We start from the raw sequence: 26,992 nt of genomic DNA, 5'->3' as shown, positions 1-26,992 counted from the left end.
TGGTTTTGATATGATTTTGATTTGATTTTGATCTGATATTTGATTTGATATTTGATTTGATTTGATTTTGATTTCTAATCTTTGGCTGATTGTTAGTTCTGTTCCAATTCGTCCGTCAGTTTTTCCAGCTCGTCAATGAGTGAGCCGATGTAGCTGACTGTATCGCGCAGGGGTTTGTCGGTGGTGATGTCAACCCCGGCGGCCTTGGCGAATTCGACCGGGGTCAGGGTGCCGCCGGCGCTCAGGACGTTGCGCCAGTCATCTACGGCTGGCTGGCCTTCCTTGAGGATGCGCTGGGAAACCGCGGTGGAAATGGTCAGTCCGGCAGAATAGGTATAGGGGTATAATCCCATGTAGTAATGGGGCTGGCGCATCCAGGTCAGTTCGGCGCCTTCGGTGAGTTCCACGGTGTCCCCCCAGAATTTCTCCAGCGTTTCCCGGAAGATGCGGTGGAAGTCTTCGGTCTGAACGGCCGTTCCGGCATCGATAAGGCGGTAGACCTCTCTCTGGTAGTATCCTTCCAGGAAGTGGGTGACAAAGTTATGGTAATAGGTCCGGGCGATGATGCTGGCGATGACCCAGCGGCGGAACCGGGGTTCGTCACTGCTCTTCATCAGGTAATTGGCCATGAGCATTTCATTCATAGTGGACGGGGCTTCGATGGCGTACAGGGACAGATTGTCATTGAGCGGGGTCTGGCTGCGGTGGGTCAGGAAGCTGTGGCCGGCATGGCCGAGTTCATGAGCCAGCACGAACACTTCGCGCATTTTATAGGTCCAGCTGATCAGGATGTAGGGATGAACGCCGAAGGGCGAAGCGCAGAAGGCGCCGGTGGACTTTCCTTTGTTCTGGACAAAGTCAACCCAGCGGTTGTCCAGGGCTTCGCGCAGCATGCCAACATAGTCGTCACCCAGGATGGACAGGGCGTTGTAGATGTAATCCTTGGACTCCTCAATGGAGATGGATGGTTCGAAGGCCGGATCCAGATCCAGCTTGAGATCGGCGTAAGTCATTTTGTCTAGGCCGTGAACCCGCTGAATCAGCTTGGCATAGCGGCGCATATGGGGAGCCAGCTCCGCCATCAGGACATCCAGCTGACGATCATACAGCGGGCGGTCGACCTTCTGGCGCATTAAGAGATAATCAAAAACGGAATCATAGTGCTTCAGCTCTGACAGGATCTTTTCCTGCCGGACATTGGAGGCATAGGCCGTTCCGATGGTGTACTGGTATTCCCTGAGTTTTTCGGAGAATGCCCGGAATGCATTGCGGCGCACATCCATATCCTTGTCATATTCCAGCTCCCCTTCAAAGTTGATGAAGGTCAGCAGATGCTTTTCTCCGTTGGCTTCAAACTCCGGGAAGTTCAAATCCGCCAGCTTGGCTGCTTCGTACACGGAATAGGGGGCGTCAAAGACTTCGCCCAGCCGGGCCAGAACCATTTCGGATTCCGGGGACAGCGTGTGGGGCTTGTAGCGCAGAACATCCTTGAGGTAAAAACTGTAGTTGGGGTCTGCCGCCATGGCTTCGCTCAGGATGGCTTCCGGCACCTGGAGCAGCTCCGATTCAAAGAACGAGAGCTCGCCGACCAGGCCGCCCATCTTCGCCTGGAACTCCATCATGTTCTTCTGATAGAGTGGGTTGGTGCGATCCTCGCTAACATGCAGATGGGCGTAATTACCGCACTGTTCGGCCGTGATCAGGATCTGCTCATAGTCCCTGACCGCTGCGACAATGGCTGCGGCATCGCTGAGGTGACCCCGGTAGCGTCCGGTGAAGGCTGTAATGGCCTGTGCCAGTCGATCCTGGGCCTGATAGAATGCTTCGTCGGATGGGAAGATATCCTTCAGGTTCCAGGTATAGGCCGGATCGACTTCATCCCGCCGCAGTACTTTCTTTTCTTCGTTTGCTTGACTCATGATAACCCTCCGTTGAGTTTCGATTAAGCTGATTCTATCATTGAACGGTGCCTGTCCGATGGAACAGGCACTCGCTTTTTTTGAAAACCACAACAGAATCGCTAAATCAGCCGGATGGTTTCCTGTTTGGAGACCGAGTAAAGATACGCCTCCCGCACCGTCTGACCGGTGATGGCTTCCAGGGCGCGGGCATACAGATCAATCTGCGCCTGATACTTGCGGGCCAGGAAGTCCGGAACATCCGGGGGGATCGAGTCCGTCTTGTAATCGAGAAGAATCAGGCCGTCGCCTTCCCGGAAGAAGGCGTCGATGATTCCGATCAGCGTCATGGGATCGTCGGTGGCCCACTCCGGCCGCAGTGTGCGGGCCGGAACAATGCGGGTAAAGACTTCCTCCTTGTAGAGATCGCCCCGTTGAAAGGCCTCGCGGAAACGCTGGCCCAGGCTGCTTTGGAAAAAGCCCAGGACTCGTCTGGGATCCACCGCGGCTGCTTCCTGCGGCAGCAGGAGCTCCCGTTCCACCACCGACTGAATCTGGACGCGGACCTCCTCTTCAGTCTGAACCAGGGGACTGATGTGGAGCATGACATTGTGGAACGCGGTGCCCCGTTCCGCTCCGGTCAGTTCGCGCTGTCCCATCAGGAAGGCCGGCTTGGGCAGACGCTCCACCCGTTCATAGGTCTCTTCCATGATCGACGGGGCGGCCAGATCGGGCGTTTCCTCAATGACCTGCTTTTTGATGACGGAGACCGAAACCTTGGACGGCAGCCGGGTAGACAGTTCATGCGGGTACTCGTAGTCCAGCACCCGGATCAGCGCTTCGTCGGTGAGGGCTTCCCCCTTCCAGAACGGCTCGGTCCGTTCCCTGGCCTGCTCTGCCTGGGCCTGAGCCAGGGCGTTGCGGGTGATCAGGGTAATGTCGAAGGATGCGCCGTCCCCCAGGTGATCGACCGTGTCATCGAAGGTCTCCATGGCTCCCTGAATGCCGGCGGAGTTCAGCACCACCGGCATGATCCAGTCCAGATAGCTGGAATCCGCCAGCACCTTGCGCGGCCGGCAGGGCAGGTCGCTGCCGCCGCGGAACCATTTGCCCATGGTCGAGTTCAGGTTGCGCAGGTTGCCGGTCAGAATCAGCTGTTCCTTCGCCCGGGTCATGGCCACATAGAGCACGCGCATTTCCTCGGAGATCGCCTCCGCGTTGATGCGGGCTTTCATGACCAGCCGGGGCAGGGTTTCCTCCACGGTCCCCCGGCGGAAGTCCCGGTGCTTCACCGCCATGCCCAGGGTTTCATGGAGAATCAGATCTCCCCCCTGATCGCGGCGGTTGAAGCGCTTGCCGCAGTTGGACACAAAGACCACGGGAAATTCCAGCCCCTTGGACTTGTGGATGCTCATGATGCGCACCACGTCCTCGCTCTCGCCCATGATCCGGGCATCGCCATAATCGCCGGATTTCTCGCGCATGGCGTCGATGTAGCGGATGAAGCGGTACAGCCCCTTGAAGGCCGTCTTCTCATACTCCCCGGCCCGCTGGAACAGGATGCGCAGGTTGGCCTGACGCTGTATGCCGTTGGGCATGGCCCCGGCATACTCCAGGTAGGCGGTGTCGGTGTAGATTTTCCAGATGAACTCATCCAGCGGCCGGTGGACGGAGTCTTCCCGCCACTGGGCCAGCTGCTGCCAGAAGGCTTCGACCTTGCGGCACAGCTCCGGCGCCTGCCGCGCCAGCAGCACATCGGTTCGGGCCAGCTTCAGGCAATCCAGGAAGAGGGCTTCGCGGTCCAGTCCGCGCAGGCGCAGCAGCTCGTCCTCAGTAAAGGAGAACAGGGGGCTGCGCAGCGTCGCCAGGAGCGGGATATCCTGGCGCGGGTTGTCAACGGTTCGCAGCAGGCTCATCATGGTCCGGATTTCCAGGGACTCGAAATAGCCCGCGCCAGTATCAGTAAAGACCGGGATGGCCACCTCTTCCAGCGCCTGCTGGAAAATTCCGGCGGCGCTGGAGGTGGCCCGCAGCAGGATCACGATGTCGCGGTAGCGCAGCGGGCGCATCGTCTCGCCGTCGGTGACCCGGGTCTCCCCGCTAGTCACCATGTCCCGAATCCGGTTGGCCACGTAGCGGGCTTCCAGTTCGATGCCCGCCAGATCCTCCAGCTCCTCGGCTTCCTGAGCCGGTCCGTCCAGGGGCGTGTTGGATTCCACCAGGTGGATCTGGATGGGCTGCTTTTGCTCCGGGTCATAAGCGGCGCCGAAAATCAGGGCTTCCTCTTCGGTGTAGTCCAGCTCGCCGGCCCGCTCGCTCATGATGGCGGAAAACACGGCATTGACGGAATCAAGCACTTCCGGGCGAGAGCGGAAATTGCGGTAGAGCAGAATTTTGCGCCCGGCGCAGTCCCGTTCTTCCCCCACGGCGAGAAAACGGCGGTACTTGCCGAGGAATATGTCCGGCTTGGCCTGACGGAAGCGGTAGATGCTCTGCTTGACGTCCCCCACCATGAAGATGTTCTGCTCTTGTCGCGATACGGCAGTCAGGATGGCTTCCTGCACTTCATTGGAGTCCTGATATTCGTCGATCAGAACTTCCTCGAAGCGCTGCTGATAGATCCGGGCGGTTTCCGTCGGACCGTCGCCGCTGCGCAGGATGCCCAGGGCGAAGTGCTCCAGATCGGCGAAATCAACCCGGTTGAGTTCCCGTTTTTTGCTCTGGAGGCGTTCATGGAAGGCCAGGGTGACCTCGGCCAGAGCGTTCATCACCGGAGCCATGGTCCGGATCAGGGTCAGGTGACTGGCCTCGTCCTGGCTCAGCAGCTCGCCGATGAGGCTGGTGTAGAGCTTCTTGTATTCGTCGCGCAGGCTGCCCACCCAGTCCTTGTAGGGGGTTTCACCCCGGATGGCGGGCTTGCGGGCGAAGGTCATGGACTTCATCAGGGATTGGAGCTGGGCATAGTCATCGCTTTGCTCCACCTCCCGGGCGATGCGGACCAGTTCTTCCAGCTCGCCGCGCAGGAAAGGTTCCAGCTTGGAGGCTGCCAGCTTATCGTCCAGGGCAGTCAGGCCGACAGCCTTCTGAGCCAGCTCCACCGCTTCCCCGGCTACTTCCCGGACTTCCCGTACAAGATACCGGAACCACTCTGTCTGCTTCCAGTCCTCCTTCGGGAAATCATAGGAAGCTCCCGCAGCCCGGATCCAGGCGCGGGGGTCAGTGCCGGAGCGGGAGAAGCGCCAGAGGCGCTGGATCAGGTCCTCCAGATTGTCATCGGAGCGGTCGCCGCCGAAGCGTTCCGCCAGTTCCAGGAAGGCCGGATCCCGTTTCTCATATGCTTCTTCCAGCACTTCAGCCAAGGCTTCGCTGATCAGCATGTTCAGTTCGTTCTCGTCCAGCAGCTGATAATCGGGATCCAGGTCTACCAGGTGGAAGTTTTCTTCAATGACTTTTTTGCAGAAGGCGTCGATGGTCATGATGCTGGCCTGATTGAGCAGGGCCAGCTGCCGGAGCAGGTTCTCATTTTCCGGTTGGGATTCCAGGGCCAGAGCAATCCGGTTGGCGATGCGCTCGCGCATTTCCGTGGCCGCCGCCCGGGTAAAGGTCACCACCAGCAGGCGGTCAATGTCCACCGGGGGATCCTGAGTCAGCATGGTGCAGATGCGTTCAACCAGAACGGCCGTTTTGCCGGAGCCGGCTGCCGCGGCCACCAGCAGGGACTGATCCCGGTAGATGATAGCCTGTTGCTGTTCATTCGTCCAATTGGGCATGGACCTCACCTCCTTGTTCGATGTGGAGCCAGGCTTGCTCCGGCTTGAGTTTGCGGACTCTGCGGTATTCGTTGCCCGGCTGACCCGGATCAAACTGGCAGATGCTGCGGTATTCACAGTAATCACAGGCGGTGCTCTTGTCGGTTTTCACCGGGGTAATGGAAATGTCCCCGTTGATCAGGGCCAGACTGATGCGCTTGATGGTGCTGGCGACGTAGTCGCGCAAAAGGTCAAACTGAGCCTGGTCGACCAGAAGCTCCTTCTGGTTGGTTCCCTCCGCCGTGACCTCCCCGTCCTTGAGTTTGGCCTGGATGACCAGGGAAATATCGGTCATCCCCTGATCCATGGACCGGACCAGGTGGACATCCTTCAGGATCAGGCCGCGCAGGCGCAGCTCCTTGAGAATGACGGTCTTTAGGTCCTCGTCTGACATGGCCGCGCCGTTTTCCACGGTGGGCCGGTAAATCCGGTAATAGAGCACTGCGCCGGGCAGGGTCTCCCCGGCCAGAAAGCGGTGGGCGTTGCGCAGGACAACGTCCAGATAGACCAGGAGCTGAAGCTGCAGGCCATAGACGATGTCGGACAGGGTGAGTTCCTTCATCCCGGATTTGTAGTCGATGATGCGGATGTAGTTGCGGTCTTCCTGGCGCAGCACATCGACGCGGTCGATCCGCCCCACGATGCTGATTTCCCGTCCGCCCTCCAGATCCAGGACAATGGGCGGGATCATTTCGTTGGGCCCGAAGCCGACTTCGGAATACAGCGGTTCAAATTCCCCCCGGATGATCTGATTCTGAATGACATCCACCGAAGAAGCGATGATGTGCTTGAGCTTGCCGGTCATGTGCTGATAGCGCCGGCTGGAAGCGAGCACCGGATTTTTCTGCTGGGACAGGGCTTCTTCCATCAGGTGATCCACCGCCTGACGGGTAAAGTCCGGGGTCAGGTCTTTCCAGTCCAGGGCTTCTTCCCGAATTTTCTTGGTAAAGCGATCCAGGACATCATGCATCAGGGATCCCACATCGGGAGTGGACAGGATAAACTCCTTCCGTTCCTTGGCGCGCAGGCCGTACTTGACGAAATAGGCAAAGGGACAGCGGGAGAAGGTTTCCAGCCGCGAAACGGTCAGATAGAGCTTTTTGCCGTAGAGGGCTTCCATGTGCTCGGCGCGCAGTTCAGCCGGGTAGTTCGTATAGCGCAGCCCTTCCTCAACGTGGCGGAGCCGGTCGCTGTAGTCGGGGTGTTCCCGCAGGCGGGCATAGACCTCACGCCACACCGGGTCCACCGGCGCACCGTCATGATGGCGGCGCAGCTGGGCAATGAGCTCACGGAACGCTTCGCGTTCACAGCTAATGCTCTCGCGGCCGGGGCTGCCTTTTTCCAGGTAGGACTGACTGATCTCTTCCCGGAGGCCGGGAAACAGTTTTTTCAGCCGGCCGATGATCATGGAGGGGCGCAGGGCCTTGCCCTCGGCATCGGAGGTGGGGTAGGTCACCGTCAGGAAGTCGGTGCCGATGGTCAGGGCATTGTAGACGTAGAACTGCTCATAGAACGCCCGGGTGCGGGAGTCCTTGGACAGGTAGAGCTGGATCTCCTGGAGAGCTTCGCGGTCACTGTCGGTGAAAATGCCGACACTGGCCGGCGTCCGGGGCAGCACGCCGTCGTTGGTGCCGACGATGTAGATGCCGCGCACGGCGCCGGACCGGACCCGGGCGATGTCGCCCACAATGACCTGATCCAGGGTGGCGGGAATCAGGGAAATCCGGATGGAGGAGAGTCCCACCAGCAGCGTATTGCCAAAATCTTCCAGACCCATGGGTTCATCGCCCATGGCCTCGACCATCTGGTCCAGGACCTGGAGCAGTGAATCCAGAATCTGGCTGTATTCCCGGTGCTGTTCGGAATCTGTCGTCTCCCGCTCGTCAATCCAGGCGGTAAAGGTGAGCAGGGCATGGGAGTGAACCAGGAACTCATAGAACAGGGTGGCTTTCTCCCGGACGGTCGGGGCCTGCTCCATGGCCGCAAAGCATTCCTGCAGCGGATCGACGATGGCGTCGCGCAGCTCGTTGAGGTGATTCTTCAGGCGCTGTTCCTCCAGGCCTTCCTCGACCTGGGGGACGGGCCACTGCCAGATTTCCTCCAGCCATTTCCAGCCGGTGATGCCGTTGGCCAGACAGTAGTTTTCCAGAAGATCGATGTCTTCCCGGGGAATGGGAAGCAGGCTGGTCTTCAGATACTTGAAAACCGCCTCGAACTGGAAATTGCGCCGGTGAATTTCAAAGAAACCGCTGATAAAGGCTGCCAGGGGATTGGTGTCGATCTCCTTGCGGGCATCGATGAAGACGGGAATCTCGTACTGGGCCATGACGCTCTGCAAAATGGCGCCGTAGGTATCCAGATCCCGCAGCAGAATGGCCAGGTCCTGGAAGCGCAGCCCGTTGTCACGGACCTGCCGGACGATGTCCCGGGCCACCAGCTCCATTTCCTCATAGGGATTCTGCGCCCGCAGGATCCGGACGGAGGATACTTCGCCAGAGTACACTTCATTGGGATAGTGGTAGAATTCACGTTCCAGGTGAGCCAGCTCGGGATGACCCTGAAAGCGGCCGGTTCCCCGGAGGAAGACGGGTGCTTCCAGGCGGATGCCCTGTCGGGCAGCCATGTCCATGAGCGCCAGGTCCGTATCCACCGTCAGAGCGAACAGGCCCTTATGCTGCTTGTCGAGTCCTTCCTCAAAAGTCAGGGTGATATATACATTGCCCTTGCCCAGCAGCACTTCGATCATTTCCAGCTGACGGGGGGTGAAATCAGAGAACTCATCCACATAGAATTCACTGCCATTGAGATAATCGGAGGCTTTGAGCATCTGAATCGCGGTGTCCAGCTGGTCTTCCGGGTCCACAAAGTTTTGGTGGAGCTGGTCCTCGTAGCTTTGGTAGAGCAGCGCCACGTCCTCCAGCTTGTACCGGAGTTCGCCGTCCGGTAGATTCCCGGCCGCCGCCTGGAGTTCCTGAGGCGTGATCGCGTAGTTTTTCAGTTCCTTGATCGTCTGGCTGACCATCTGGGCAAAGCCGGCGTAGGCAGCGGATTTGCGGAACAGCTTGAGGTCGTTTTTCTGCTTCAGAGCCAGGGAACTGACCAGCATGGACTGTCCCACCGGACTGAGAACCGGCCGGCGGATGCCGCCCACCCGTTCCAGAACGCGCTGGCTCAGGGTCCGAAAGCCCACGACCTGGATCTTGAAGCCGTTCTCCTCGCCGAACTCTTCCAGGATTTTCTTTTCCATCATATACGTAAACTGATCCGGGACGATGACGTACCGCTTGCTGCGGATATCAGCTCCCGCCAGACCAGCTCTCAGCCTGCGAAACAGCTCCGTGGTTTTTCCGGAGCCCGAGCGGCCGTAGATCATTGCCAATGCCATGGCACTACCCTCCCTGTCGTTTAAGTCATTTCAATCGTGCTATCCCGATTATACCATTCTATTCCCCCACCCTGCCGAAGCCCGGCGGCCAAGCTCCCGCCTTTCCCCTCTCCCTCGGGCTGACCGGATCACTCCGTTTAAAAAAACGAAGTTGCATCAGCGCCTCGAAACCGGGAGTTCCCTCCGGCAAGTCTGACCGATGGGGTATCTCATCAGAGCCTGGGCTATGTGTTTATCCCTCAACTCAAATGATGTTTTTTCCCCTCAGTCTGCTAAATAGGTTTGATCCCTCAACCGGTTTTTTCATGTTTGATTCCTCACCCATCTTTCTGCATTTGATCACAGAACTCGAAACGACAGCATTTTGACTGAGCCTGGAGTATGTCGACTATTGATGGGATCTGGACGATCCGTTGAGTCTGAAACGCAAAAACAACGGAATTGAAATCCGTTGTTTTGCACAGTTATATTTATTGTTCAACGCTTCGTCTCAGTTTCAGACGGTATCTGGTGCCGGGCCGCCGCTCAGGTTTGAAGGGACGGACCGGACTTTCAGGAAGAAGGCCAGACCCAGGACAAACAGGATTCCCAGGGAGAGAATGCCATACTGGATATTGCCGGTGACCTGGGTGACAACCCCCATCAGCAGGGGGCCGAATATGGATGAGATCTTGCCAAAGATGTTGAATACGCCGAAGTACTCCGCACTTTTGGTTTTGGGAATGAGTTTTCCGAAGAAGGAACGGCTGAGGGCCTGAATTCCGCCCTGGGCTGTGGCAACGAGGAAGGCCAGGATCATGAAGTCGAGGCGCGTGTCCAGGAACAGACCGAAGATGGCAATACCTACATAAGTCAGAATACCGACCATGATCATGATCCGGGATCCTACCCGCTTGGACAACCAGCCGTAAAGGATGGCGAAGGGGAAGGCCACCAGCTGGATGACCAGCAGGATCATGAGCAGTTCCGTCTCGGTGAGGCCCAGTTTCAGGTCAATGGCAATGGGTGTCGCCATGGAGATGATGGTATGGACACCGTCGATGTAGAAGAAATAGGCAAGAAAGAACAACAGCAGATTTCGGTCCTGAAAGATCTCCCGGAAGGTTCCGGCCAGTTTTTGGAAAACTTTGGCAGCTTTGGGCGGCTTGCCTTCCAGCCAGTATTTCTGTTCGATGTTTTTAAAGAAGGGAATCGTGAATACCAGCCACCAGACAGCGGTAATAACGAAGGCGATTTTAGTGGCCAGGGAAGCCGGCATGCCGATGGAAGGCGCCAACAGGATCAGTCCCATGGACAATCCGAAGCCGACGGTTCCTCCCAGGTATCCAAAGCCAAAGCCCTGACTGGAGATCATATCCATTTTCTCATCCGTGGTCACATCCGTCAGGAAAGCATCATAGAAGATGGAGGCGCCGGTGGAACCGAGCACCGTAATAATATAAATGAATAAGGCCAGCCGCCACTGGTTCTCGCCGATGAAGGACAGGGCAGCGGTGGAAAGGATGGCGAGGATCACAAAGAAATTGAAGAATTTCTTCTTGTATCCTTTATAGTCCGCCAGGTTTCCCAGAATAGGTGCCAGGATGACGATGAGAGCCGTTGCGAAGGAGTTGGCATAACCCCAAAAGGCTGTGGCATCGGTGGGATTTAATCCCTTGGCAGCGTACGTCTTGTAGAAGACGGGCAGCAAAGCCGTTGTAATCGCGATGGAATATGCGGAGTTTCCAAAATCCTGCAGGATCCAGCTTCGTTCTTCTCTTGTCATGGCAGTTTCTCCATTCACAAAATATTTGAAATAAGACCTTTGATTCATTATATCGTAAAAACAATCTGAGGCAGGCTGATTCCCGGCTGAACAAGAAAAAATAACATTCTTCGGCCTCGCTGTTCATTCGAACGCACGTTTGTTATAATGGAAGCAAATCTCAGATCTAGGTCGATTCTACAAGGAGGGTTTCCGATGCACGAAGTAGAGGTCAAGGGCATATTGTCTGCCCGAAACGGAATGAACCTGTACCGGGGCTGCAGTCACGGCTGCATTTATTGTGATTCCCGCAGCACGTGCTATCAGATGAATCATGTCTTTGAGGACATTAAGGTCAAGCGCAACTGCCTGGAAGTTCTCGAGTCAGAACTTCGGCGCAAGCGAACGAAATGCATGATCTCCACGGGGGCTATGTCGGATCCGTATCTGCCGCTGGAGAGGACATTGCAGTATACCCGAAAAAGTCTGGAGCTGATCCGGGATCTGGGCTTTGGAGCTACGGTCCTGACGAAATCGGATCTGGTTCTGCGGGATCTGGACGTCATTGAAGCCCTCCACCGCTCCACCCGGTTTGTCCTGCAGATGACTCTGACGACCTATGATGAGGCACTGTGCGCCATTCTGGAACCTCATGTGGCGAGTACCCGGCGCCGGTTTGAAGTGCTGCAGCGCTTCCGGGAAATTGGAATCCCGACGGTGGTCTGGCTCTCTCCCATCCTGCCTTTTATTAACGATACGAAAGAAAATCTGGAAGGAATTCTAACTTATTGCAATGATGCCGGTGTCAAAGGCATTATCTGCTTTGATATGGGGGTGACGCTGCGCAGCGGGGACCGCGAATATTTTTACGCCGCCCTGGATCGTCATTTCCCCGGACTGAAGGAGCGCTATATCCAAACTTATGGGAACGCCTACTCTCTGCTTAGTCCGAATCACCCCCAACTGATGGCGCAATTAAAATCCTTCTGCCGGGAAAACAATATGCTGTGCCGTCCGGATCAGGTGTTTGCCTATCTGTCTGAATTTGAAGAAAAAAACCGACCGGTTCAACTCAGTTTTTTCACTGAGTGAACCGGTCTTTCCCTGTAAGGTTCGTGGTCTTATTTCAGAGCAGCGAATGTTTCTTCACTGTAAGGCTGACTGCCAACGAGCTCTCCCTGAACTATAATACGTGATTCTGGCTCTTTCAGGTTAAAGCAGGTGGAAAGAGTCAATACGGGTTTCCCGCGATCTTTGGCCACGGAGTCATAAATCACTTCGATTTCCGTCTCATGGACTTTCTTGCGGGTGTATACCCGATAGGTATAAATAGTTTCCTTATCCGTAATATACAGCATCTGCCCGGCCTTCAGCTCCGGAACCCGGTTGAAGAGAACGCCATAAGACTGGGTGTGGTGAGCTGCCAGGGGATAATTTCGTTCGCCCATGACCTGATCCGAGCGCATCGTACCGGCTCCCATGTACAGATTCCGGTTGAGCACCCCTTTCAAGATCCCCAGTTCCAATCGGATTGCCGGGATTTTAATGATGCCGATGATATATTTCTGAGAGTATTTCTTGAGTTCCGCCTTGGCCTGTTCTTCCGACATGGTAGCGGTCGGTCCCTTGTTTCCTCCGGTTGTCCCGGGGTTCGTCACTGCGGTTCCCGTGCCAGGGACAGGCTTCTCCGGTTCCTGTGCCAGTACCTGATCCAGAAGGGACTGCCAGGATTCATTGATGTTAATTGCTTTCACCTGATCAAAATCAAAGCGCTCCTCCTCCAGAGGACCCGGAAGGGTTTGCTCTGTATTCTCCTTGATCTGAACCGGCGTAATCTCCATTGCTTCCTTTATGGTGTTCTTCGCCTGATAATTAATATATTGATCATTGATCCGATCAGAGAAAATCAGAACAATGCCGACCAGGATCAAAACAACGGCTGCTATTTTTTTCCACATCATCATCGCCTCATCTCATATTAGTGGCCTAATTGTACCATGAACGCCTGAAACCATCGTTTCAAAACAGTTAAGGTTTTGAAACAAATCCCAGTCATAATCATCAGAACCGTTCAAACTTAACTTAACACCCAAGATGATCCAAAAAAAATCCAGACAAATTGCCAATAACAGCAAATGGAATACCGAATAAAAGGCCTCTTCCCTGGCTGACATGAAATACTGCCTGAAATCCAGCCGGCTGCTTCTCTTTTTATTGACTTGGGCGGGTCGGGTTGTTATAATAAAGTTCGTATCAAATTCATACTTTTTTAATTCGGAGATTTACTCAAGAGGCCGAAGAGGCGCCCCTGCTAAGGGCGTAGGTCGGGTAACCGGCGCGAGGGTTCAAATCCCTCAATCTCCGCCATACCAATTTTTTAAAAGTGCTGAAACCAAGTAATTTCAAGGGTTACGAGGTTCCAGCCTTTTTCTTTTTTGTCTTTGACGTTACGATTGACGTTATTCATGTTTTTAACAAAAGTTACAGGCTCATACACTGGGCAAACTTCATTGCTATTTCCCCTTTCTTTCTCAGTAACATGAGTGTAGATGTTCATAGTCGTTTTAATGTCTGAGTGCCTTAATCGATCCTGGACTTCCTTCACTTTAGCCCCTGCCTCAAAGAGCAGGCTGCAATGGGTATGCCGGAAGCCATGAGGTGTGATCTCCTTGACCCTTGCTCTCTTACAGAATACAGAAAGCTTCTGCCCCACCTTCTGAGAAAATTGATTTTTTCTTTTCTTTCAGTAACAACTATGTTTGCTGTGAATTCTCCAACTTTGTTTTTTTCTATAAAGCTGGATAAAGCTGATGAAACTGTTTATCTGGAGAGTAAATCAAAGTAATCACCTAAATTGAGCCTGTACATAGCCCCCGGATGGAACCAGGGGAGGATATGGCTCCCTCCCCTACCAAATGCACCCTGGAGGATGAAACGTACTCTTAAGCGCTCCTGGGGGCTTCTGTGAGATCTGGAGGAGCCTGCGCAATTTTGCGCACCTCTGACAGCTAAATAGGCCTCCACAATATTGAGGAGGCCCTGCTTTATTTTCAGCAAACTGTCCAAAATTGGACACACTGGGTGATGTCAGTACTACTGACCCCACTCGCAGCCGAAAACTCAGCAGCGAAATCATTTGTCCGAAACTGGGCAAATCTACCCAAAATTGGGGACATATGGCAGCGGAAAATTCCGCTATCAAATCATTACAAATGCAAATCTCAAATAAGCATTTTTTCAATCGAACAACTGACGAACAGAGAGAAAATAAAAAACCAGGGGAAAATTGATGATCGGAAAGGTAGGAAATACAAACAAAAATCGAGGATTTGGATTTGTATCCTAAATTCCCGAAAAATTATAACGTGGATGGCGGGTCTACTCCCAAGTTCGTATACAAGCCTTCCTGCTTCTTGGTCACTTCGCCTACTTGGAGAGCCTTCCCTGGATTTTCAAATGCTTCTATGACATCAAGTTCGTCTAGTAGCTCCTGCATGGTGTAGTTTTGGAATAGACCCTTATCGGCCATCGTCTTTTTCAAATGGGACATAAAAATCAGGGCAATGAATTGGACAAACAGCTTTCCGTCCAGCGAGCTTTCAGATGAGACTGCAGTTCGCCTCAGATTGAGCCTTTCTTTAAGATTCCCAAACGCCTTCTCGACCAGATCTTTGTTACGGTAAATCTCCAAGGCTATGATGGGATCCTTGATGTCGTTACTTAACAGCGCGAAAAAGCCATAGTCCTTTTCAGCTCGAGTGATGGCATCCTGTTTGGGAATGATCTTGATTCCACGTACCGGGGTATCTGACAGTTCAAAGTATTTGGCGTACTGCTTCTCGTTCTCTGGTTTTCGATTTCCGCTCGTAAGCTCAGCCTCCAACTGATCCAGCATCAGATTGAAGCGGCTCTCATGTTCCAACGCCTTCTCGCTACTGTAATAGATGTGCAGATACATGCGGCGAGTATCCTTGATGACATCGCCTTTGCGGGGTCTTGTTTGAGAGTAGTTCCATTCAATGGCGGTGGAATGGCTGTATAACTGATAGATTGAGTTGTAGTTGGTCCTTGTTTTTATGCTGTCTCTGACTTTGTCTAATTCTTTTCGCACAAACTTCAGGGATACTTTGGTGGCAATCAGGAATTTCAGGTTGTTCTGATAAAGGGCATTGATGTTGGCTTCACTGTAAAAGCCACGATCCATGACCAGTTTAACTTTGCCAAAATCAAGTTGCTTTAAGTCGGCCAGCAATTTCTTCAGGGTCGAGATATCGCTGATGTTGCCGGCCAGCTTTCTGTAGTAGAACGGCAAGCCTGAGTCTTCTCCAAAGAGCAGCGCCAGGTTAATCTGGGGAAGCGGATCATGATCCTTGTTCATCCCATATTTGACTTGTTTGAGAGACTCTGAATAGGACGAAATGCTGGTGGTATCATAGGCCCAATATTCATTTTCCATCCGGCGCTTGCCCTGCAAGCGAAAGAAACGTTCTTTTGCTTCTTCCGTAATCATCGAGAACAGATCACTGCTTCGTTGGGAAGAGATGCAGGCCCCATGTGGATGAAAATGGGTCCTATCCCATTTCGGGAAACGAAGAAGGGAGTTGCGGTCCTCCAAAATCAAATAGTAGGCCACGGAAAGGATCTTCTTATAAATCTGCGGAAAGCATACCTTCAAGTCTTGTGTGATGCCCAGCTGCTCCCCGATCGCATCAAACAGATACGTAGCGCCAAAATAACCATGCCGAGTGGAAGTAGATGGAGTCGGCCCTGGTTTAATCACAGTGGAGACCGGAGGTTGAGTGAGTCGTTTGGAAGGGATCAGATTGCCCTGTTCATCACGTTTGCCAATACAAACACGCTTACTTCGAGACTGTTTCTTCTCTTTGTCCCAGTAGTCGATGGATTCGTAGACGTAGATAACTCCGTTTTTCTTGTTTTTGACATCGATGATATTCATGCGCCACCTCACGTTATAATTATAACGTGTTCATGAGGCAAAATCAAGAGAAATTATGCTGCTAATCCAGTGATATCAACGATTTCCAGCATTCCCCGTTATAATTGTTAACTTCTCACGTTTTACCTACTCAAAGTCCTAATCAGCACCTGGTTTTGCATTTCTTATCAATCGATACTCCCAAGAAATGCCATGATTTCAGCATAAGTTTTGCCGCTTTTCTCAACAGCTTTGATCAGTTCGTTTCTTTGAATTGACCTCTGCTTTTCCTGGAGGTCTTCGAGTTCCTTCGCGGCATTATCATACTTGGCCTTAGCCTTTTCAAAATTCTCCTTTGCCTGGGCTATCTTCTCGTCAATAGAGATTGTCTTCCTCGTACGCGCCATCTTCCTCATCCCTTTCTGGCATCGCGGCCACTTTTAACAGCTCACTTAATCTCGTTGCGCTGGTTTTGATATAGTTTTCATCGATACCGAAGGCTTTCAGTATCGTCTTTTGTGTTGCGGTTATGGCGTGATCAAGCCGGTATACGTTATCCATCTGCCGCACCATTTCGATTTTTTCCAGCTCTTTCAGCGCAGCTGGAACGGTCATGTAATTCGGCTTCTTTGCCATTTCTTTCATCATTGCTTTTAGTTGCGTATAAATCTTGCACCGCACAATCAACGCCACAAATTCAATGAATATCTTCGCGGCGGCAGACTCATTCCCCGCGACTCGCAGGCTTTTATTGCCCAGGTAGGATTTGTCTCCACGGAATAGCTTCTCTGATGCATCTCGGCTCTTATACAACGAGAGCGCTTCTGCTGCTGTCATTTTTTTGGACGTGACGATCACAAAGTATCCGCAAAGATCAATTTCCTTCTCAATCACTTCGCTCTTTTCTTTTGCATAAAGAAACTTTTTTGTGCCATCATTCTTTTCATGGGTAAAGATTTCAAAATACTCGTGATAGGCATCTCCGAATGTCAGCGACTTTCCCTCCTGTTTTTTTAGAAATTCCGCCATTTTTTGAATTTTATCTTCCAGGCATCCACGCTCTGCACTTTCTTTTTTCACTTTATGATAGAGATGGAAATATCGATCCATTTCATCATCCGCATAGAGCTTCTTCTGAATCGTTTTCCCGTAGGCCTGATATTCAGGAATCACGCAAGACCTCTTTTTCTCAAAGCTGCCTTTATGTTTCAAGATGATCTTTTCGACAAAAGAAGCCATCCCCTTGACCATGATCACGAAATCATACTGGCACGCGTCCATGTACTGAATATTTTTCTTGCTGAAATATCCTCGATCAAGAATAAAACCAATCTTGCGATAGCCATATCCTTTTGCCTTCTCCAACATAAATTGCAACTGGGACACGTCGACGATACTGCCGGGGTAGGTTTCATAAAATAGCGGCTCTTTATTATCCACATCATAGGCAATCGAATAATTGAATATGGGGACGCCCTGATCATCCTTGGGATGCCCGAATTCAGCCATCTCGATGTCGCCGGCCTGACAGTTTTTGTTGGTTGAATCGTAGGAAATATAAATCTGCTCCCGGTGATTCCGGGATGCATTCCATTGATTGAGGAATCCGACTTTGTCATCGCTTGTTATCGATGAGAGAAACCGAGATACCGTGGAGTCACTGTAGATCGTCATGTCCTCTGTTAGGAGCGGATGATTGTAGGCGTAATCCGGATAGTATTGCCCGGCATTATTTTCACAGATAATAGAATAAGCAGCCAGATCAAGAAACAGTCCGACACCTCGGTTGTCCCAGTAATCGGAAAGAATTTCAGGTAGTTTGTATTCTTCCATGATCTTGCGAATGACAAGAAATGCCCCGACACGAAGGCAACTGCTGCGATCGGAATGATTCCGTTCATCGGGCAGGGCGACCTCTGGGAAAAACTTGATAAAATTTTGGTTTGGCTGCATCATCGCTGGATCCACCCTGGACTGTTTTCCAATCGTAGTTCGCTGGGGAACGTTATACTTCTTTTCGGCGTTGTAATGACGGGCATAGGTGTATTCAATATAAGTGGTTTCACCGCGCCGGTTCACCGTAATTTTGCCTGTATTTTCCGGAATCTTTACGAGAAAATCGTAGTACATTTTTACTCCTTTTTAAGAATGATATCCTACTCAATTAAGCATAGCAAAAACCCCGCATTTCCGCAACCGAAAACGTGGGGAACAGGCTCTATTCCTTGCTTTAAATAGGTTCATTATGGAATTAATTAGTGTTGAGTAGGAGAAATCATGGGAAGTTCACAATAATTCGCCGGGAATCCAGGTTGTATACTCCAATGGAAAAAAATACTTTATGGATGTCAATGACTTCATGTTCAAAGAAGATTTTTATGTTCTTGAAGCTGGTGATCTGATATGGTTCCAGGTTGAAATTGTAAAGGGGCACGGTGCCGGAGTTTGCATTGATGAAATAAGCATTGGCATAGACTGGATCATCCGGTCGTTCGATGTCGCCATCGCGCAGGGGTGTCCGTTTAAAAGTTGAGTTGAGAGGTGAAAGCCCAATTTGCACGTTTTGACTACTCAATGTATAATGATTATTAATTAAATAACATTATTGTTAGTTAATTAATAATCATGGTTAGGGGGAAATGTAGTTATGAGAAGAAAGAGTCCTACGCAACTATGCACAATCGTTGTGTTGCTAATCACTTTTCTATTGCCGTTTCTTTCTGCAAAACCTACCAACGCAAGTATAAATACTGGCATTATACCTTACGACATTAATTACGCGCTTCAGAATGATTATCCTGCGTTACTAGCGGGAATTCGTGATGATCCTGAAGCTTTTGGCTTTTCTTCTGAAGAATTAGGAGAAATTTCTTTATTATCTCCCTTAAGAGTAGTTACCGATGGATACACTTATGAAGACTTGTTGAATGGGGAGGATATTAATATATTACATATCCCATTGGTTAATCAGGATGGTACTATTATAGCTATTTTCAGTGTTATTAAAATAGATGGAAAAATAAGTTGTAACCTTGGAAAAGACTTTGCTCCATCTTTGGAACAAGCCAAGATCAGTGGAAATAGTGAAATGGCCATGTATCAGTCTGGCTATGATATTTACCCAGTAAATGTTGAGAAAATTGCAAGGAATTTTAGCGAAACTGAAGGATATAATGGTTCATTACAAGTGATTAACACCTCAAATATGAAAGAACAGTTAATTAATGCTCCTTTTGTTAGTATTTCTTTAACCGAAGTTAATGATAGTCTTACTTGGCAGGGCCGAAAAACAGAATTACAATCCGCCTCTGTTTCCACACAATCTATTAATTCTTTAAGCTATCTGCCTCCTAGAGCTTATTTAAACTCCTATCCTATTGTAGGTCAGATTATCAATGGTCAGCAGAGAGGGGTTTGTTGGGCAGCTACTATAGCTTCTATGGCTCGGTTCGAAAGTAGCAAACATTCAGGGTTAACAGCCAAAATGGTGGCCGACAGGATGGGGATAGGATATGATGAAGGTGCTACAGTTTACCAGGCCAGAGCAGCACTAAGCACAATATTAGGCAACCCTTACGTTCCAACAGTGACTGGCGTTCTGACAGAAGATCAAATTAAAACTGTTATTTATAACATTGATCCAGCCTATATGTCATGTGTACGAAAAACTGGATTTTGGCCTTGGGAAAAATTGGGTCATGCAGTTGCTTTAACAGGATATAATTTTTCTACAGCAACAACCATTAGAGTAATGGATCCGGCATATGAAGTCTTCAAATTGGCTAGCAAAAATAGCTCAGGACAATGGGCCTTCGCATTTGGAGATACCTCATTTGCATGGAGTAATACTGTTAGACTTTTATATTAAATGATAAGGAGTTTATCATGAAGCGAAGAGGTTTGATAGTATTATCTGTTTTAGTTGTGGCAGCATTGGGGTTTATTTTTTATTGGTTTGCCTATAAATATGACCTTTACAATTCAAATATTGAAAATGTCAAATTAATTAGATATACTTACTCAGACTATATGGGCAAGATTTCCTCTGACAGCATCGTTGATATTGATGAAGTGAATGAAATCAAGAATGCAATAAAAGAAGTGGATCTATCGAAGCCTAAAAGAAAATTCAGAGCAGAACAAAAGACCACCGGGTTGATTATTACTTTCACTATGCTTGATGAAGACAACAACGAGATAACAAGCTATTCCATCAATGGTGAATACCTTGCAGTTGGAAAGAAGGATAATAAACTGGTGACGATATACTCTGTTGCCCATGAAGAGATGGATCACTTGCGGGATATCTTCCGGAACTCATTTGAAAACTAAGGTTCTATGTATTCAGTTATCGATTGTTCAGCCAATCAACTTCATCCTACAATTGACTTTCCAAGTTGACCATGATTTGGTGCCGGGGAGCGGGGACAGGGCCAGGCCATCGCCGACAATCTCTACCAGGTGAGCAATTTAAGACCCCCATTATTTCCATTCTCGTGGGGGGATCCAGCGGTGCCCTTGCCTTAGATGTTTCCGACGCCCTCTGGATTATGGGAAATACCTATTACTCAGTCATCAGCCCCGAGGGCTGTGCCAGTATCCTTTGGAAAGATTCATCCAAAATCGGCGAAGCCGCTGAAAGCCTTAAGATCACACACACTCAGCTTCTGGCATCCAGCAGATCATCGGTCTTCCTGGCTAATTTAGGATAGAGCTCCTGAAAGGTTGTCAGGATCCTGGGCGACCGGGGCTCAACAACTGTCAGCAGTTCCAACCGGACGAGGGCCCCCGCAGAGGTCTGCTTGTTTTCAGCTATCGGCATCCCTTTATTCAGAAGGGAAAAACAGTACTCGGGATGGCTCTCCCAAAGACGATCTTTCCATTCAGGGTTCATCTCCAAAAACCGGTCCACCTCCTGGATCTTCGGCATGATGTTGAAGGTTTGGCGTGATAGCCCTTTCCCCAGGTATTTTCGATTCACTGCGCTGGCTGTCGAATGATCCGACTCATTCAGTGCCTGGCGGCAAGGTGCGTTGAAGACGGAGGATGCCTTGCCTTTGAGGTATCGCCGAAGCTAGGGCTCAGGCCGTCTGTCCGCTGGACTTTCCGCCAGTCCGATCGGCATATCAAGCAGAATGCGGTCTGTCTCCCTGAAAAAGGCGCAGATTTCACTGATGTGATCAAAGAGGTGAATGTGATAGGTCTGTTCGGATAACTCGATTCCGAGCCATTTGCCCTTGCAGCCGTCGATCCCGGCTGCAAGGAACTGCTGTACCTGACTCCCCGGAGTGCCGGACTGACTGCCGGGTCCGGATTCATTCCTAGCACTGAACTGCAGTTGAGTGTTTTTTTTCGGGGATCGTTGTTTTACCGGCTCGTGGGGGTTGCTGGAGCAAGGCACACCTGTTTCAGGAGTACCTTGATTCGGATCTCCGTAGATTGTGTTAATCATAAGTGAAGGATGCCCAGTCCAGTACCGCTTTCATGCTCGTACGCAGACTCTGGGTGGTCTTTTTGCCGCCTGGTTCCGTGACAGTGATAAAATGGAAGGGGATGGTTTCCGGATCGTTGTAAGTGATCTTGATGACCTCGTAATTCGAAGTGGTTTTCCAGTCGCGAATGACTTCTCCGGGGATCACGATGCGGTCATCGCCGGTCAGTTTGGCTTTGGCAACTTCCACTGTGGAGCCTTTGACTTTCGTTACCACCAGCAGTTTGGAGGGATAGGGATCCGTCGCGATATTCCAGGAAACAGTTGGGTTGAAGGCCGAAAACTTACCCAGATTAAAGGCAAAAACCAGACCGATGGAAGGTTTGTCCAGTTCCGCTTTCAAAGCGGCGGTCTCATCCACTGCAACGTAATTTTTGTAGATGTATCCGGTTTTTGTTCTCCAGGTGACTTTGTACCACCCCTTCACCGGACCGGCCAATACCCGGACAGTTTCCCCTCTGGGGATCTTGCTGATGATGGCACCTGAGAGGCTGCCCGAGGAGCGCAGGTTGACCCGACCGGTGATCCGGCCGGTGGAGGTAAACTTGATGTAAGCAGTGGAGATATAGCCGATTTCTCCGGAATCATTGATCTTGGACCATTTGGTGCCATGGCTGATGACATCCACGGGAGTCGTCCCAGGAAGTTTGCGGATGACGGAATAACTGGTGGAAGGTCCCGTGCGGAAATTAACTCTGGCATTGGTGAGAGCCATGGCAGCCTCGGCAGGCAAAGCACTTACAAGGACGGAAGTGAAAAACAGCCCGGTGAAAAGAGTAAGTGCGGCCAATCTTCTGACCGTATGTGACGACATTTTTCTTCTCATGACAGATCCTTCCTTTCCTGATTGCAAATCAGTGGTGTGAGTGATGGGCAACGTATTACGGCAAGTAGAGTGTTGCAACATTTACCAGGGCAGAGCTCAATTAATCCTGACGAGGATCAGTTCAATGTTTTCCAAAGCCATGGTGTACGCGACATAGTAGATCCTGCTTGCTATTTCACTGTCACAGGTACGATTAGTGATCAGCTGTTCATAGAGCTCATCGATCCCTTCAATATCATTGCTGTGTCTCCTGCGGATCTCCAGGAGGATGTCTTTGTCAGGCTTTTCCTTAAATAGAATCTTATAGTTCATCGGATCGCTCCCTTCTTTTTATTTTATCGATTGAAACTTTTGATCTCTTGGCTGCATTGAGAGACGGGCAGATTTCTGAGAGCAGTCAATGTACTTTGCTTACGCCTCAATTATAGCAAAATGTCAGCATGCTTATTCCTGGAGCAGACGTCTTGCTGCAGCGCCATCAACTGCAAATGAAATAACCGCTCAGAATATTCCGGTGGAACTTTCTGAACGGTATTTTCTTATTCGGCAGATATTGAAGCGGTATCACTGGCGAACGCCGTTCGGATCTTCTCAACTGCCTCATCCAGTTCGTCATAGGTGGTATTGAGGGGCGGAAGGATCCGCAGAACATTGGTTCCGGCGGAGAGGACCAGGAGTTTTTGAGCATGGACTTTTTTGACCATATCAGCGATGGGGGTGTTGATCTCAATTCCGATGAGAAGTCCCTTGCCGCGGATGTCAACGACTTGCTCGCTGTCTTTCAGTGCTTCTTTGAGTCTGGCTCTGAAGTATTCGCCTTTTTCGGTGACCTCCCGCAGGAAATCCTCCTGGAAGATCGTATGGAGAACTTCATTGGCCGCAGCCATGGCGATGTAGTTGCCGCCGAAGGTGCTTCCGTGGCTTCCCGAGCCGAACGCATCGATGAAACGCTCATCGCCCAGCAGGGCTCCCACGGGCAGACCGTTGCCCAGGCCTTTGGCCAGGGTCAGGAGATCCGGCTTGATATCATAATGCTGAAAACTGAAGGCTTTTCCGGTGCGGCCGATTCCGGCCTGCACATCATCCACAATGAAGACCGCGCCGCTTTGGCGACAAAGGTTCTCGATCTCCTTGAGGAATTCCTCACTGGCAGGGATGATTCCGCCTTCGCCCTGAACGGTCTCCACGATGACACCGGCGGTATCCTCGTCAATGTAGTCCTTGAGAATCTCCGGCTGATTGTAGGGGATGTGGAGAAATGTCCCCAGCATCTCACCGAAGCCTTTCTTGATTTTATCCTGCCCGGTGGCGGACATGGTGGCAAAGGTCCGGCCATGGAAGCTGTCCTGGAACGTAATGAATTTGCTCCGGCCGGTGAATTTTCGTGCCAGCTTGATGGCTGCTTCATTGGCCTCAGCGCCGCTGTTGCAGAAAAATACCCGGGTAAAATGAGCTGCACCAGTGAGCTGACTGGCGACGGAATCCTGAACGTCGCTGGGGAGCAGATTGGACATATGCCAGAGCGTTTTCACCTGATCGATGACGGCTGCTTCGACATTGGCGGGACAATGTCCCAGGTTCAAAACCGCGATCCCGGCAATATAATCCAGGTACTTATCCCCCTTGTCATCCGTGATGTAGGATCCTTTGCCCTCTACCGGCTTGATATCGTATCTGCTGTAAGTCGGGAATAAATTGCTCATTTACAAATCCTCCGCTGTGATGGCAGTTCCGGAGAAGCTGCCGTTTTTCCAGATGGGTGCCAGGCCGGAACCAATCCGGACTGATTCGATGCCTGACTTCAGTGCATTGAGTGCTCCCTTGACTTTGGGGATCATCCCCCCGTAAATTGTCCCGTCTGCCAGCATCTGGTCAATCTCTTCTTTCGTGACAGAATCCAGGAGATCGCCGTTTTTCATGACCCCTGGCACATTGGTGACAAAGATCAGTTCCTCTGCCTGTAAGCCGATGGCTGCATGAGCGGCGGCAATGTCCGCGTTGATGTTGAGGTGCTCTCCGTTGGGTCCCTGAGCCAGTGGTGTTACCACCGGGATCAGCCCCAACTGCAGCAGTGCTTCCACAACCTTGGTTTCCACTCCGGTCATGATGCCCACCAGTCCGTACTTATCATAGTCCAGCAGGTCGGCCTGGAAAAAATGGTCCGGTCCCTGCATTCCGATGGCCGGAATTCCCTGAGACTTGAGCTTCTGGACGATGTGCCGGTTGGTTTTACCCGACAGCATGACCTCAACAGCAGAGAGGACCGCTTCATCGGTGTGGCGCAGACCATCAACGAATTTCGTCTCGATTCCTTTGTCCTTGAGATAGCGGGTGATGTCGGGTCCGCCGCCGTGAATGATGAGGATGTGGTAGCCCGATCTCATCAGGTCTTTTATGCTGTCAAAAAAACCTGCCCCCAGTTCATCGGTGATACTCCCGCCGCATTTCAGCACGATTGTTTTATTCATTTGCTGTTCCTCCTATGAACGGTAGCTGGCATTGATCTCAACATATTTGTAAGTCAGATCGCAGCCCCAGGCTGTGGCGCTTCCGTCCCCCATATGGAAATCAACCTCGATGCGGACCACTTCACCCTGGAGATATGCCTTGGCGATTTCTTCATCAAAAGGGACGACTTCACTGTTCTTAAGCATCACGGTATCGCCGATCATGACATCCACTTTGGTGGTGTCCAGAGGCACATTGGCATGGCCGGCGGCGGAAACGATCCGTCCCCAGTTGGCATCATTGCCGTACACTGCGGTCTTGACCAGACTGGATCCCACGATCTGTTTGCTGAGGATCCTGGCTGCCTGATCCGTTGCGGCTCCTTTGACATGGACTTCGATGAGCTTCGTGGCGCCTTCCCCATCTCTTGCTATGGCTTTTGCCAGATCCTGTGCCGTCTGAGTCAGCATACTGGCAAATACAGGCCACTGCGGATGGTCTTCGCTGAGGATCTCATTGCCCGCCATGCCATTGGCCAGCAGCAGCACCATATCATTGGTGGAGGTCTCGCCGTCCACTGTGATCTGATTGAAGGAAAGATCCGTGATAAGTGAAAAAACTTTTTTCAGGGCGTCCGAGTCAACCAGCGCATCGGTCGTGATGTATCCCAGCATCGTTGCCATATTGGGATGGATCATGCCCGAACCTTTGCAGCACCCTCCCATCGTCACTTTGACACCGTCGATCTCGGCTTCATAACCGGTGTACTTCTCAATGAGATCAGTGGTCATGATGGCCTTCTCATACCCTTTGGCCCCTTCCTGAGTCGCTTCCACCACGACGGCGGCAATGCCTTGTCTGATCTTTTCCATGTCAAGAAACTCCCCGATGACACCCGTGGAGGCCACGGCAACGTAGTGTTCCGGGATGCCGAACTTCTCAGCGGCCAGCCTGCGCATGGTCAGGGCATCTTCCATGCCGCGGCTTCCGGTGCAGGCATTGGCGCAGGCACTGTTGGTGACCACAGCCTGGATCTTCTGCTCGACGGCGATGCTCTGCTTGGTGACCTGATTGGGTGCGGCGATGAACTGATTTAACGTGTGGACGGCCACGGCTGTGGCCGGCACCTGGGAGTAGATCATCCCGAGATCTTTTTTTGCATAGCGCAGTCCCGCGTGGACTCCTCCGGCCAGAAAACCCTTGGGGCTGGTGATGGATCCATTATCTAATTTGCTGATACTAAAATACATGATGCATTCCTCCTATCTTATGGGTACATGGGCACAAGTTCCAGCCCGGTGGCCGGATCCTGTCCTGTCCAGATATTGGCATTTTGGACCGCCTGTCCGGCTGCGCCCTTGACCAGATTGTCCAATACCGCCACGATGAGCGCTTTTCCGGTCCGCGGATTGACTGTTACGCCGATGTCGCAGTAATTCGAACCCTGAACCTCCTTGGTGGATGGGAACTCGCCCAGCGGGCGGACCCGGACAAAGGGAGCATTCTGATAGGTTTCGCTGTAAAGATCATGGAGCTCCCGGGCTGTCATGGGAGACACCAGTTCGACATATTCTGTGACCATGATCCCCCGGTTCATGGGGATCAGATGGGTCTCAAATGTGATCAGGCCGATGGCGGGATCCCACTTGTTGAGCTGCTGTTCGATCTCCGGGGTATGCTGGTGCTGACTGACTTTATATATTTTCAGATTGTCCGCCACCTCACAGAACAGCGAGCCAACGGAAGCACCCCGCCCTGCACCGGAAACACCGGACTTGGCATCGATGATGATGCTGCCGGGAAGGATGAGACCGTTGATGGCCAGGGGATATAGGCCCAGCAGCGATGCGGTCGGATAACAGCCGGGATTGGAAATGAATTCCGCCGTTTTGATGGCTTCAGCCGCCACATCGGCCAGGCCGAAGACCACGCCCTCCAGTTCTTCCGGGGCTATTGCGTCCTTCTTGTACCACGTTTCATATTCATCCGGATCTTCCAGTCGAAAATCCCCCGACAGATCCACAACTTTCAAACCCGCTTCTCTCAGTTTTTTTGACCAATCTCGGGAAATGCCAGCCGGAACAGCCAGAAAGACCAGATCGGATTTCGCTTTTACCGCGGCCGGATCAATATCATCCATGATCAGTTCACACAGCCCAAGCAGATGAGGAAAATAACTTTGAATGCTTTCCCCGCCCTTTGAATGCGAATAAATGGCATTGAGTTTAAATACGGGATGCTGGTGCAACAGGCGGATCAGTTCCACGCCGCCGTAGCCCGTTGCCCCGACCAGGGATACATTCATTGTCTTCACTCCTGTCAAATAAAAAATTACTTAGTTGCAATTATAGGTTGTATATTTATAAAGTCAATTGTATTTTTATAAAAAATTTCAATCGCCGTTTTTTTATTTGGGGCACTTACGGAATCCTTGATAATTCAGTAAAATCAATCG

Annotated in this window: 18 protein-coding genes, 1 tRNA gene and 4 pseudogenes; 6 read left to right on the top strand and 17 right to left on the bottom strand. The window is 51.5% G+C overall.

All coding sequences use genetic code 11. The annotated features are described in order from the left end of the window. Positions 1–92: 92 nt before the first annotated feature. The 4 genes from pepF to NQU17_13000 all read right to left on the bottom strand — a co-directional run bounded on the left by pepF (position 93) and on the right by NQU17_13000 (position 10,857). Positions 93–1,919, bottom strand: coding sequence for an oligoendopeptidase F (gene pepF, locus NQU17_13015; protein ID UUM11547.1), 1,827 nt, complete (start codon positions 1,917–1,919; stop codon positions 93–95). Between the two features lie 101 nt (positions 1,920–2,020). Beyond that, positions 2,021–5,668, bottom strand: coding sequence for a helicase-exonuclease AddAB subunit AddA (gene addA / locus NQU17_13010; protein UUM11546.1), 3,648 nt, complete (start codon positions 5,666–5,668; stop codon positions 2,021–2,023). Then, positions 5,649–9,092, bottom strand: coding sequence for a helicase-exonuclease AddAB subunit AddB (addB, locus tag NQU17_13005; GenBank protein ID UUM11545.1), 3,444 nt, complete (start codon positions 9,090–9,092; stop codon positions 5,649–5,651). Before addB ends, addA begins: the two co-directional genes overlap by 20 nt. A gap of 496 nt (positions 9,093–9,588) precedes the next feature. Beyond that, entirely contained in the window at positions 9,589–10,857 is a 1,269-nt protein-coding gene (locus NQU17_13000; protein ID UUM11544.1) for an MFS transporter, read from the bottom strand. Positions 10,858–11,052: 195 nt separating this feature from the next. Here NQU17_13000 and NQU17_12995 point away from each other — a divergent pair, with 195 nt between their 5' ends. Next, on the top strand, positions 11,053–11,928 hold the full coding sequence (locus tag NQU17_12995) for a radical SAM protein (protein UUM11543.1): 876 nt from the start codon (positions 11,053–11,055) through the stop codon (positions 11,926–11,928). Between the two features lie 29 nt (positions 11,929–11,957). On the opposite strand, the gene NQU17_12990 is transcribed toward NQU17_12995, so the two are convergent. Continuing rightward, a complete protein-coding gene (locus tag NQU17_12990; protein ID UUM11542.1) occupies positions 11,958–12,800 on the bottom strand; it encodes a class A sortase in 843 nt (280 codons plus the stop codon). 312 nt (positions 12,801–13,112) lie between these two features. Here NQU17_12990 and NQU17_12985 point away from each other — a divergent pair. Continuing rightward, a tRNA-Ser gene (locus NQU17_12985) sits at positions 13,113–13,203 on the top strand. A gap of 160 nt (positions 13,204–13,363) precedes the next feature. Here NQU17_12985 and NQU17_12980 read toward each other — a convergent pair. Beyond that, positions 13,364–13,549: pseudogene (locus NQU17_12980) on the bottom strand (tyrosine-type recombinase/integrase). Positions 13,550–13,904: 355 nt separating this feature from the next. On the opposite strand from NQU17_12980, the gene NQU17_12975 reads away from it, so the two are divergent. Next, positions 13,905–14,126, top strand: coding sequence for a hypothetical protein (locus NQU17_12975; protein UUM11541.1), 222 nt, complete (start codon positions 13,905–13,907; stop codon positions 14,124–14,126). Between the two features lie 68 nt (positions 14,127–14,194). Here the strand turns inward: NQU17_12975 and NQU17_12970 are convergent, their stop codons facing one another. The 4 genes and pseudogenes from NQU17_12970 to NQU17_12955 form a co-directional block, all read right to left on the bottom strand. Continuing rightward, a complete protein-coding gene (locus NQU17_12970) occupies positions 14,195–15,793 on the bottom strand; it encodes an IS1634 family transposase (protein UUM11540.1) in 1,599 nt (532 codons plus the stop codon). Positions 15,794–15,960: 167 nt separating this feature from the next. Beyond that, positions 15,961–16,188, bottom strand: a complete 228-nt coding sequence (locus tag NQU17_12965; protein UUM11539.1) for an ErpK protein — start codon at positions 16,186–16,188, stop codon at positions 15,961–15,963. Further along, on the bottom strand, positions 16,148–17,902 hold the full coding sequence (locus NQU17_12960) for a transposase (protein ID UUM11538.1): 1,755 nt from the start codon (positions 17,900–17,902) through the stop codon (positions 16,148–16,150). The genes NQU17_12965 and NQU17_12960 overlap by 41 nt, the downstream gene beginning before the upstream one ends. A 298-nt stretch (positions 17,903–18,200) precedes the next feature. Further along, positions 18,201–18,320: pseudogene (locus NQU17_12955) on the bottom strand (DUF2815 family protein). Positions 18,321–18,419: 99 nt separating this feature from the next. Here NQU17_12955 and NQU17_12950 point away from each other — a divergent pair. The 3 genes and pseudogenes from NQU17_12950 to NQU17_12940 all read left to right on the top strand — a co-directional run bounded on the left by NQU17_12950 (position 18,420) and on the right by NQU17_12940 (position 20,427). Then, on the top strand, positions 18,420–19,640 hold the full coding sequence (locus NQU17_12950) for a hypothetical protein (GenBank protein ID UUM11537.1): 1,221 nt from the start codon (positions 18,420–18,422) through the stop codon (positions 19,638–19,640). A 17-nt stretch (positions 19,641–19,657) separates the two neighbouring features. Next, on the top strand, positions 19,658–20,104 hold the full coding sequence (locus NQU17_12945) for a hypothetical protein (protein ID UUM11536.1): 447 nt from the start codon (positions 19,658–19,660) through the stop codon (positions 20,102–20,104). Positions 20,105–20,182: 78 nt separating this feature from the next. Continuing rightward, positions 20,183–20,427 (top strand): annotated as a pseudogene (locus NQU17_12940) (acetyl-CoA carboxylase carboxyl transferase subunit alpha). Between the two features lie 5 nt (positions 20,428–20,432). Here NQU17_12940 and NQU17_12935 read toward each other — a convergent pair. From NQU17_12935 to argC, 7 genes and pseudogenes are all read right to left on the bottom strand, one after another. Further along, positions 20,433–21,224 (bottom strand): annotated as a pseudogene (locus NQU17_12935) (DUF429 domain-containing protein). Beyond that, complete coding sequence (locus NQU17_12930; protein UUM11535.1) at positions 21,217–22,089, bottom strand: SH3 domain-containing protein; 873 nt, start codon at positions 22,087–22,089, stop codon at positions 21,217–21,219. The pseudogene NQU17_12935 and the gene NQU17_12930 overlap by 8 nt, the downstream one beginning before the upstream one ends. 96 nt (positions 22,090–22,185) lie before the next feature. Beyond that, complete coding sequence (locus NQU17_12925; GenBank protein ID UUM11534.1) at positions 22,186–22,401, bottom strand: hypothetical protein; 216 nt, start codon at positions 22,399–22,401, stop codon at positions 22,186–22,188. 227 nt (positions 22,402–22,628) lie between these two features. Then, positions 22,629–23,792 (bottom strand): acetylornithine transaminase, encoded by a 1,164-nt coding sequence (locus NQU17_12920; GenBank protein UUM11533.1) that lies wholly within the window; start codon positions 23,790–23,792, stop codon positions 22,629–22,631. Further along, positions 23,793–24,557 carry an acetylglutamate kinase gene (gene argB / locus NQU17_12915; protein ID UUM11532.1) on the bottom strand — a complete coding sequence of 255 codons (765 nt, stop codon included), beginning with the start codon at positions 24,555–24,557 and terminating at the stop codon, positions 23,793–23,795. A 12-nt stretch (positions 24,558–24,569) separates the two neighbouring features. After that, positions 24,570–25,787, bottom strand: coding sequence for a bifunctional ornithine acetyltransferase/N-acetylglutamate synthase (gene argJ, locus NQU17_12910; protein ID UUM11531.1), 1,218 nt, complete (start codon positions 25,785–25,787; stop codon positions 24,570–24,572). Positions 25,788–25,804: 17 nt separating this feature from the next. After that, entirely contained in the window at positions 25,805–26,842 is a 1,038-nt protein-coding gene (gene argC / locus NQU17_12905; protein ID UUM11530.1) for an N-acetyl-gamma-glutamyl-phosphate reductase, read from the bottom strand. Positions 26,843–26,992 lie beyond the last annotated feature (150 nt).

The organism is Clostridiaceae bacterium HFYG-1003, assembly GCA_024579835.1.
In the GTDB taxonomy this organism is placed as follows: Bacteria; Bacillota; Clostridia; order Clostridiales; family Clostridiaceae; genus JG1575.
This window is presented reverse-complemented; position numbering and strand designations above follow the sequence as displayed.

Coding starts and splice junctions, on each gene's coding strand:
- pepF (UUM11547.1), bottom strand. CDS start 1,919: ATGAGTCAAGCAAACGAAGAAAAGAAAGTACTGCGGCGGGATGAAGTC.
- addA (UUM11546.1), bottom strand. CDS start 5,668: ATGCCCAATTGGACGAATGAACAGCAACAGGCTATCATCTACCGGGAT.
- addB (UUM11545.1), bottom strand. CDS start 9,092: ATGGCATTGGCAATGATCTACGGCCGCTCGGGCTCCGGAAAAACCACG.
- NQU17_13000 (UUM11544.1), bottom strand. CDS start 10,857: ATGACAAGAGAAGAACGAAGCTGGATCCTGCAGGATTTTGGAAACTCC.
- NQU17_12995 (UUM11543.1), top strand. CDS start 11,053: ATGCACGAAGTAGAGGTCAAGGGCATATTGTCTGCCCGAAACGGAATG.
- NQU17_12990 (UUM11542.1), bottom strand. CDS start 12,800: ATGATGATGTGGAAAAAAATAGCAGCCGTTGTTTTGATCCTGGTCGGC.
- NQU17_12970 (UUM11540.1), bottom strand. CDS start 15,793: ATGAATATCATCGATGTCAAAAACAAGAAAAACGGAGTTATCTACGTC.
- NQU17_12965 (UUM11539.1), bottom strand. CDS start 16,188: ATGAGGAAGATGGCGCGTACGAGGAAGACAATCTCTATTGACGAGAAG.
- NQU17_12960 (UUM11538.1), bottom strand. CDS start 17,902: ATGTACTACGATTTTCTCGTAAAGATTCCGGAAAATACAGGCAAAATT.
- NQU17_12950 (UUM11537.1), top strand. CDS start 18,420: ATGAGAAGAAAGAGTCCTACGCAACTATGCACAATCGTTGTGTTGCTA.
- NQU17_12945 (UUM11536.1), top strand. CDS start 19,658: ATGAAGCGAAGAGGTTTGATAGTATTATCTGTTTTAGTTGTGGCAGCA.
- NQU17_12930 (UUM11535.1), bottom strand. CDS start 22,089: ATGAGAAGAAAAATGTCGTCACATACGGTCAGAAGATTGGCCGCACTT.
- NQU17_12925 (UUM11534.1), bottom strand. CDS start 22,401: ATGAACTATAAGATTCTATTTAAGGAAAAGCCTGACAAAGACATCCTC.
- NQU17_12920 (UUM11533.1), bottom strand. CDS start 23,792: ATGAGCAATTTATTCCCGACTTACAGCAGATACGATATCAAGCCGGTA.
- argB (UUM11532.1), bottom strand. CDS start 24,557: ATGAATAAAACAATCGTGCTGAAATGCGGCGGGAGTATCACCGATGAA.
- argJ (UUM11531.1), bottom strand. CDS start 25,787: ATGTATTTTAGTATCAGCAAATTAGATAATGGATCCATCACCAGCCCC.
- argC (UUM11530.1), bottom strand. CDS start 26,842: ATGAATGTATCCCTGGTCGGGGCAACGGGCTACGGCGGCGTGGAACTG.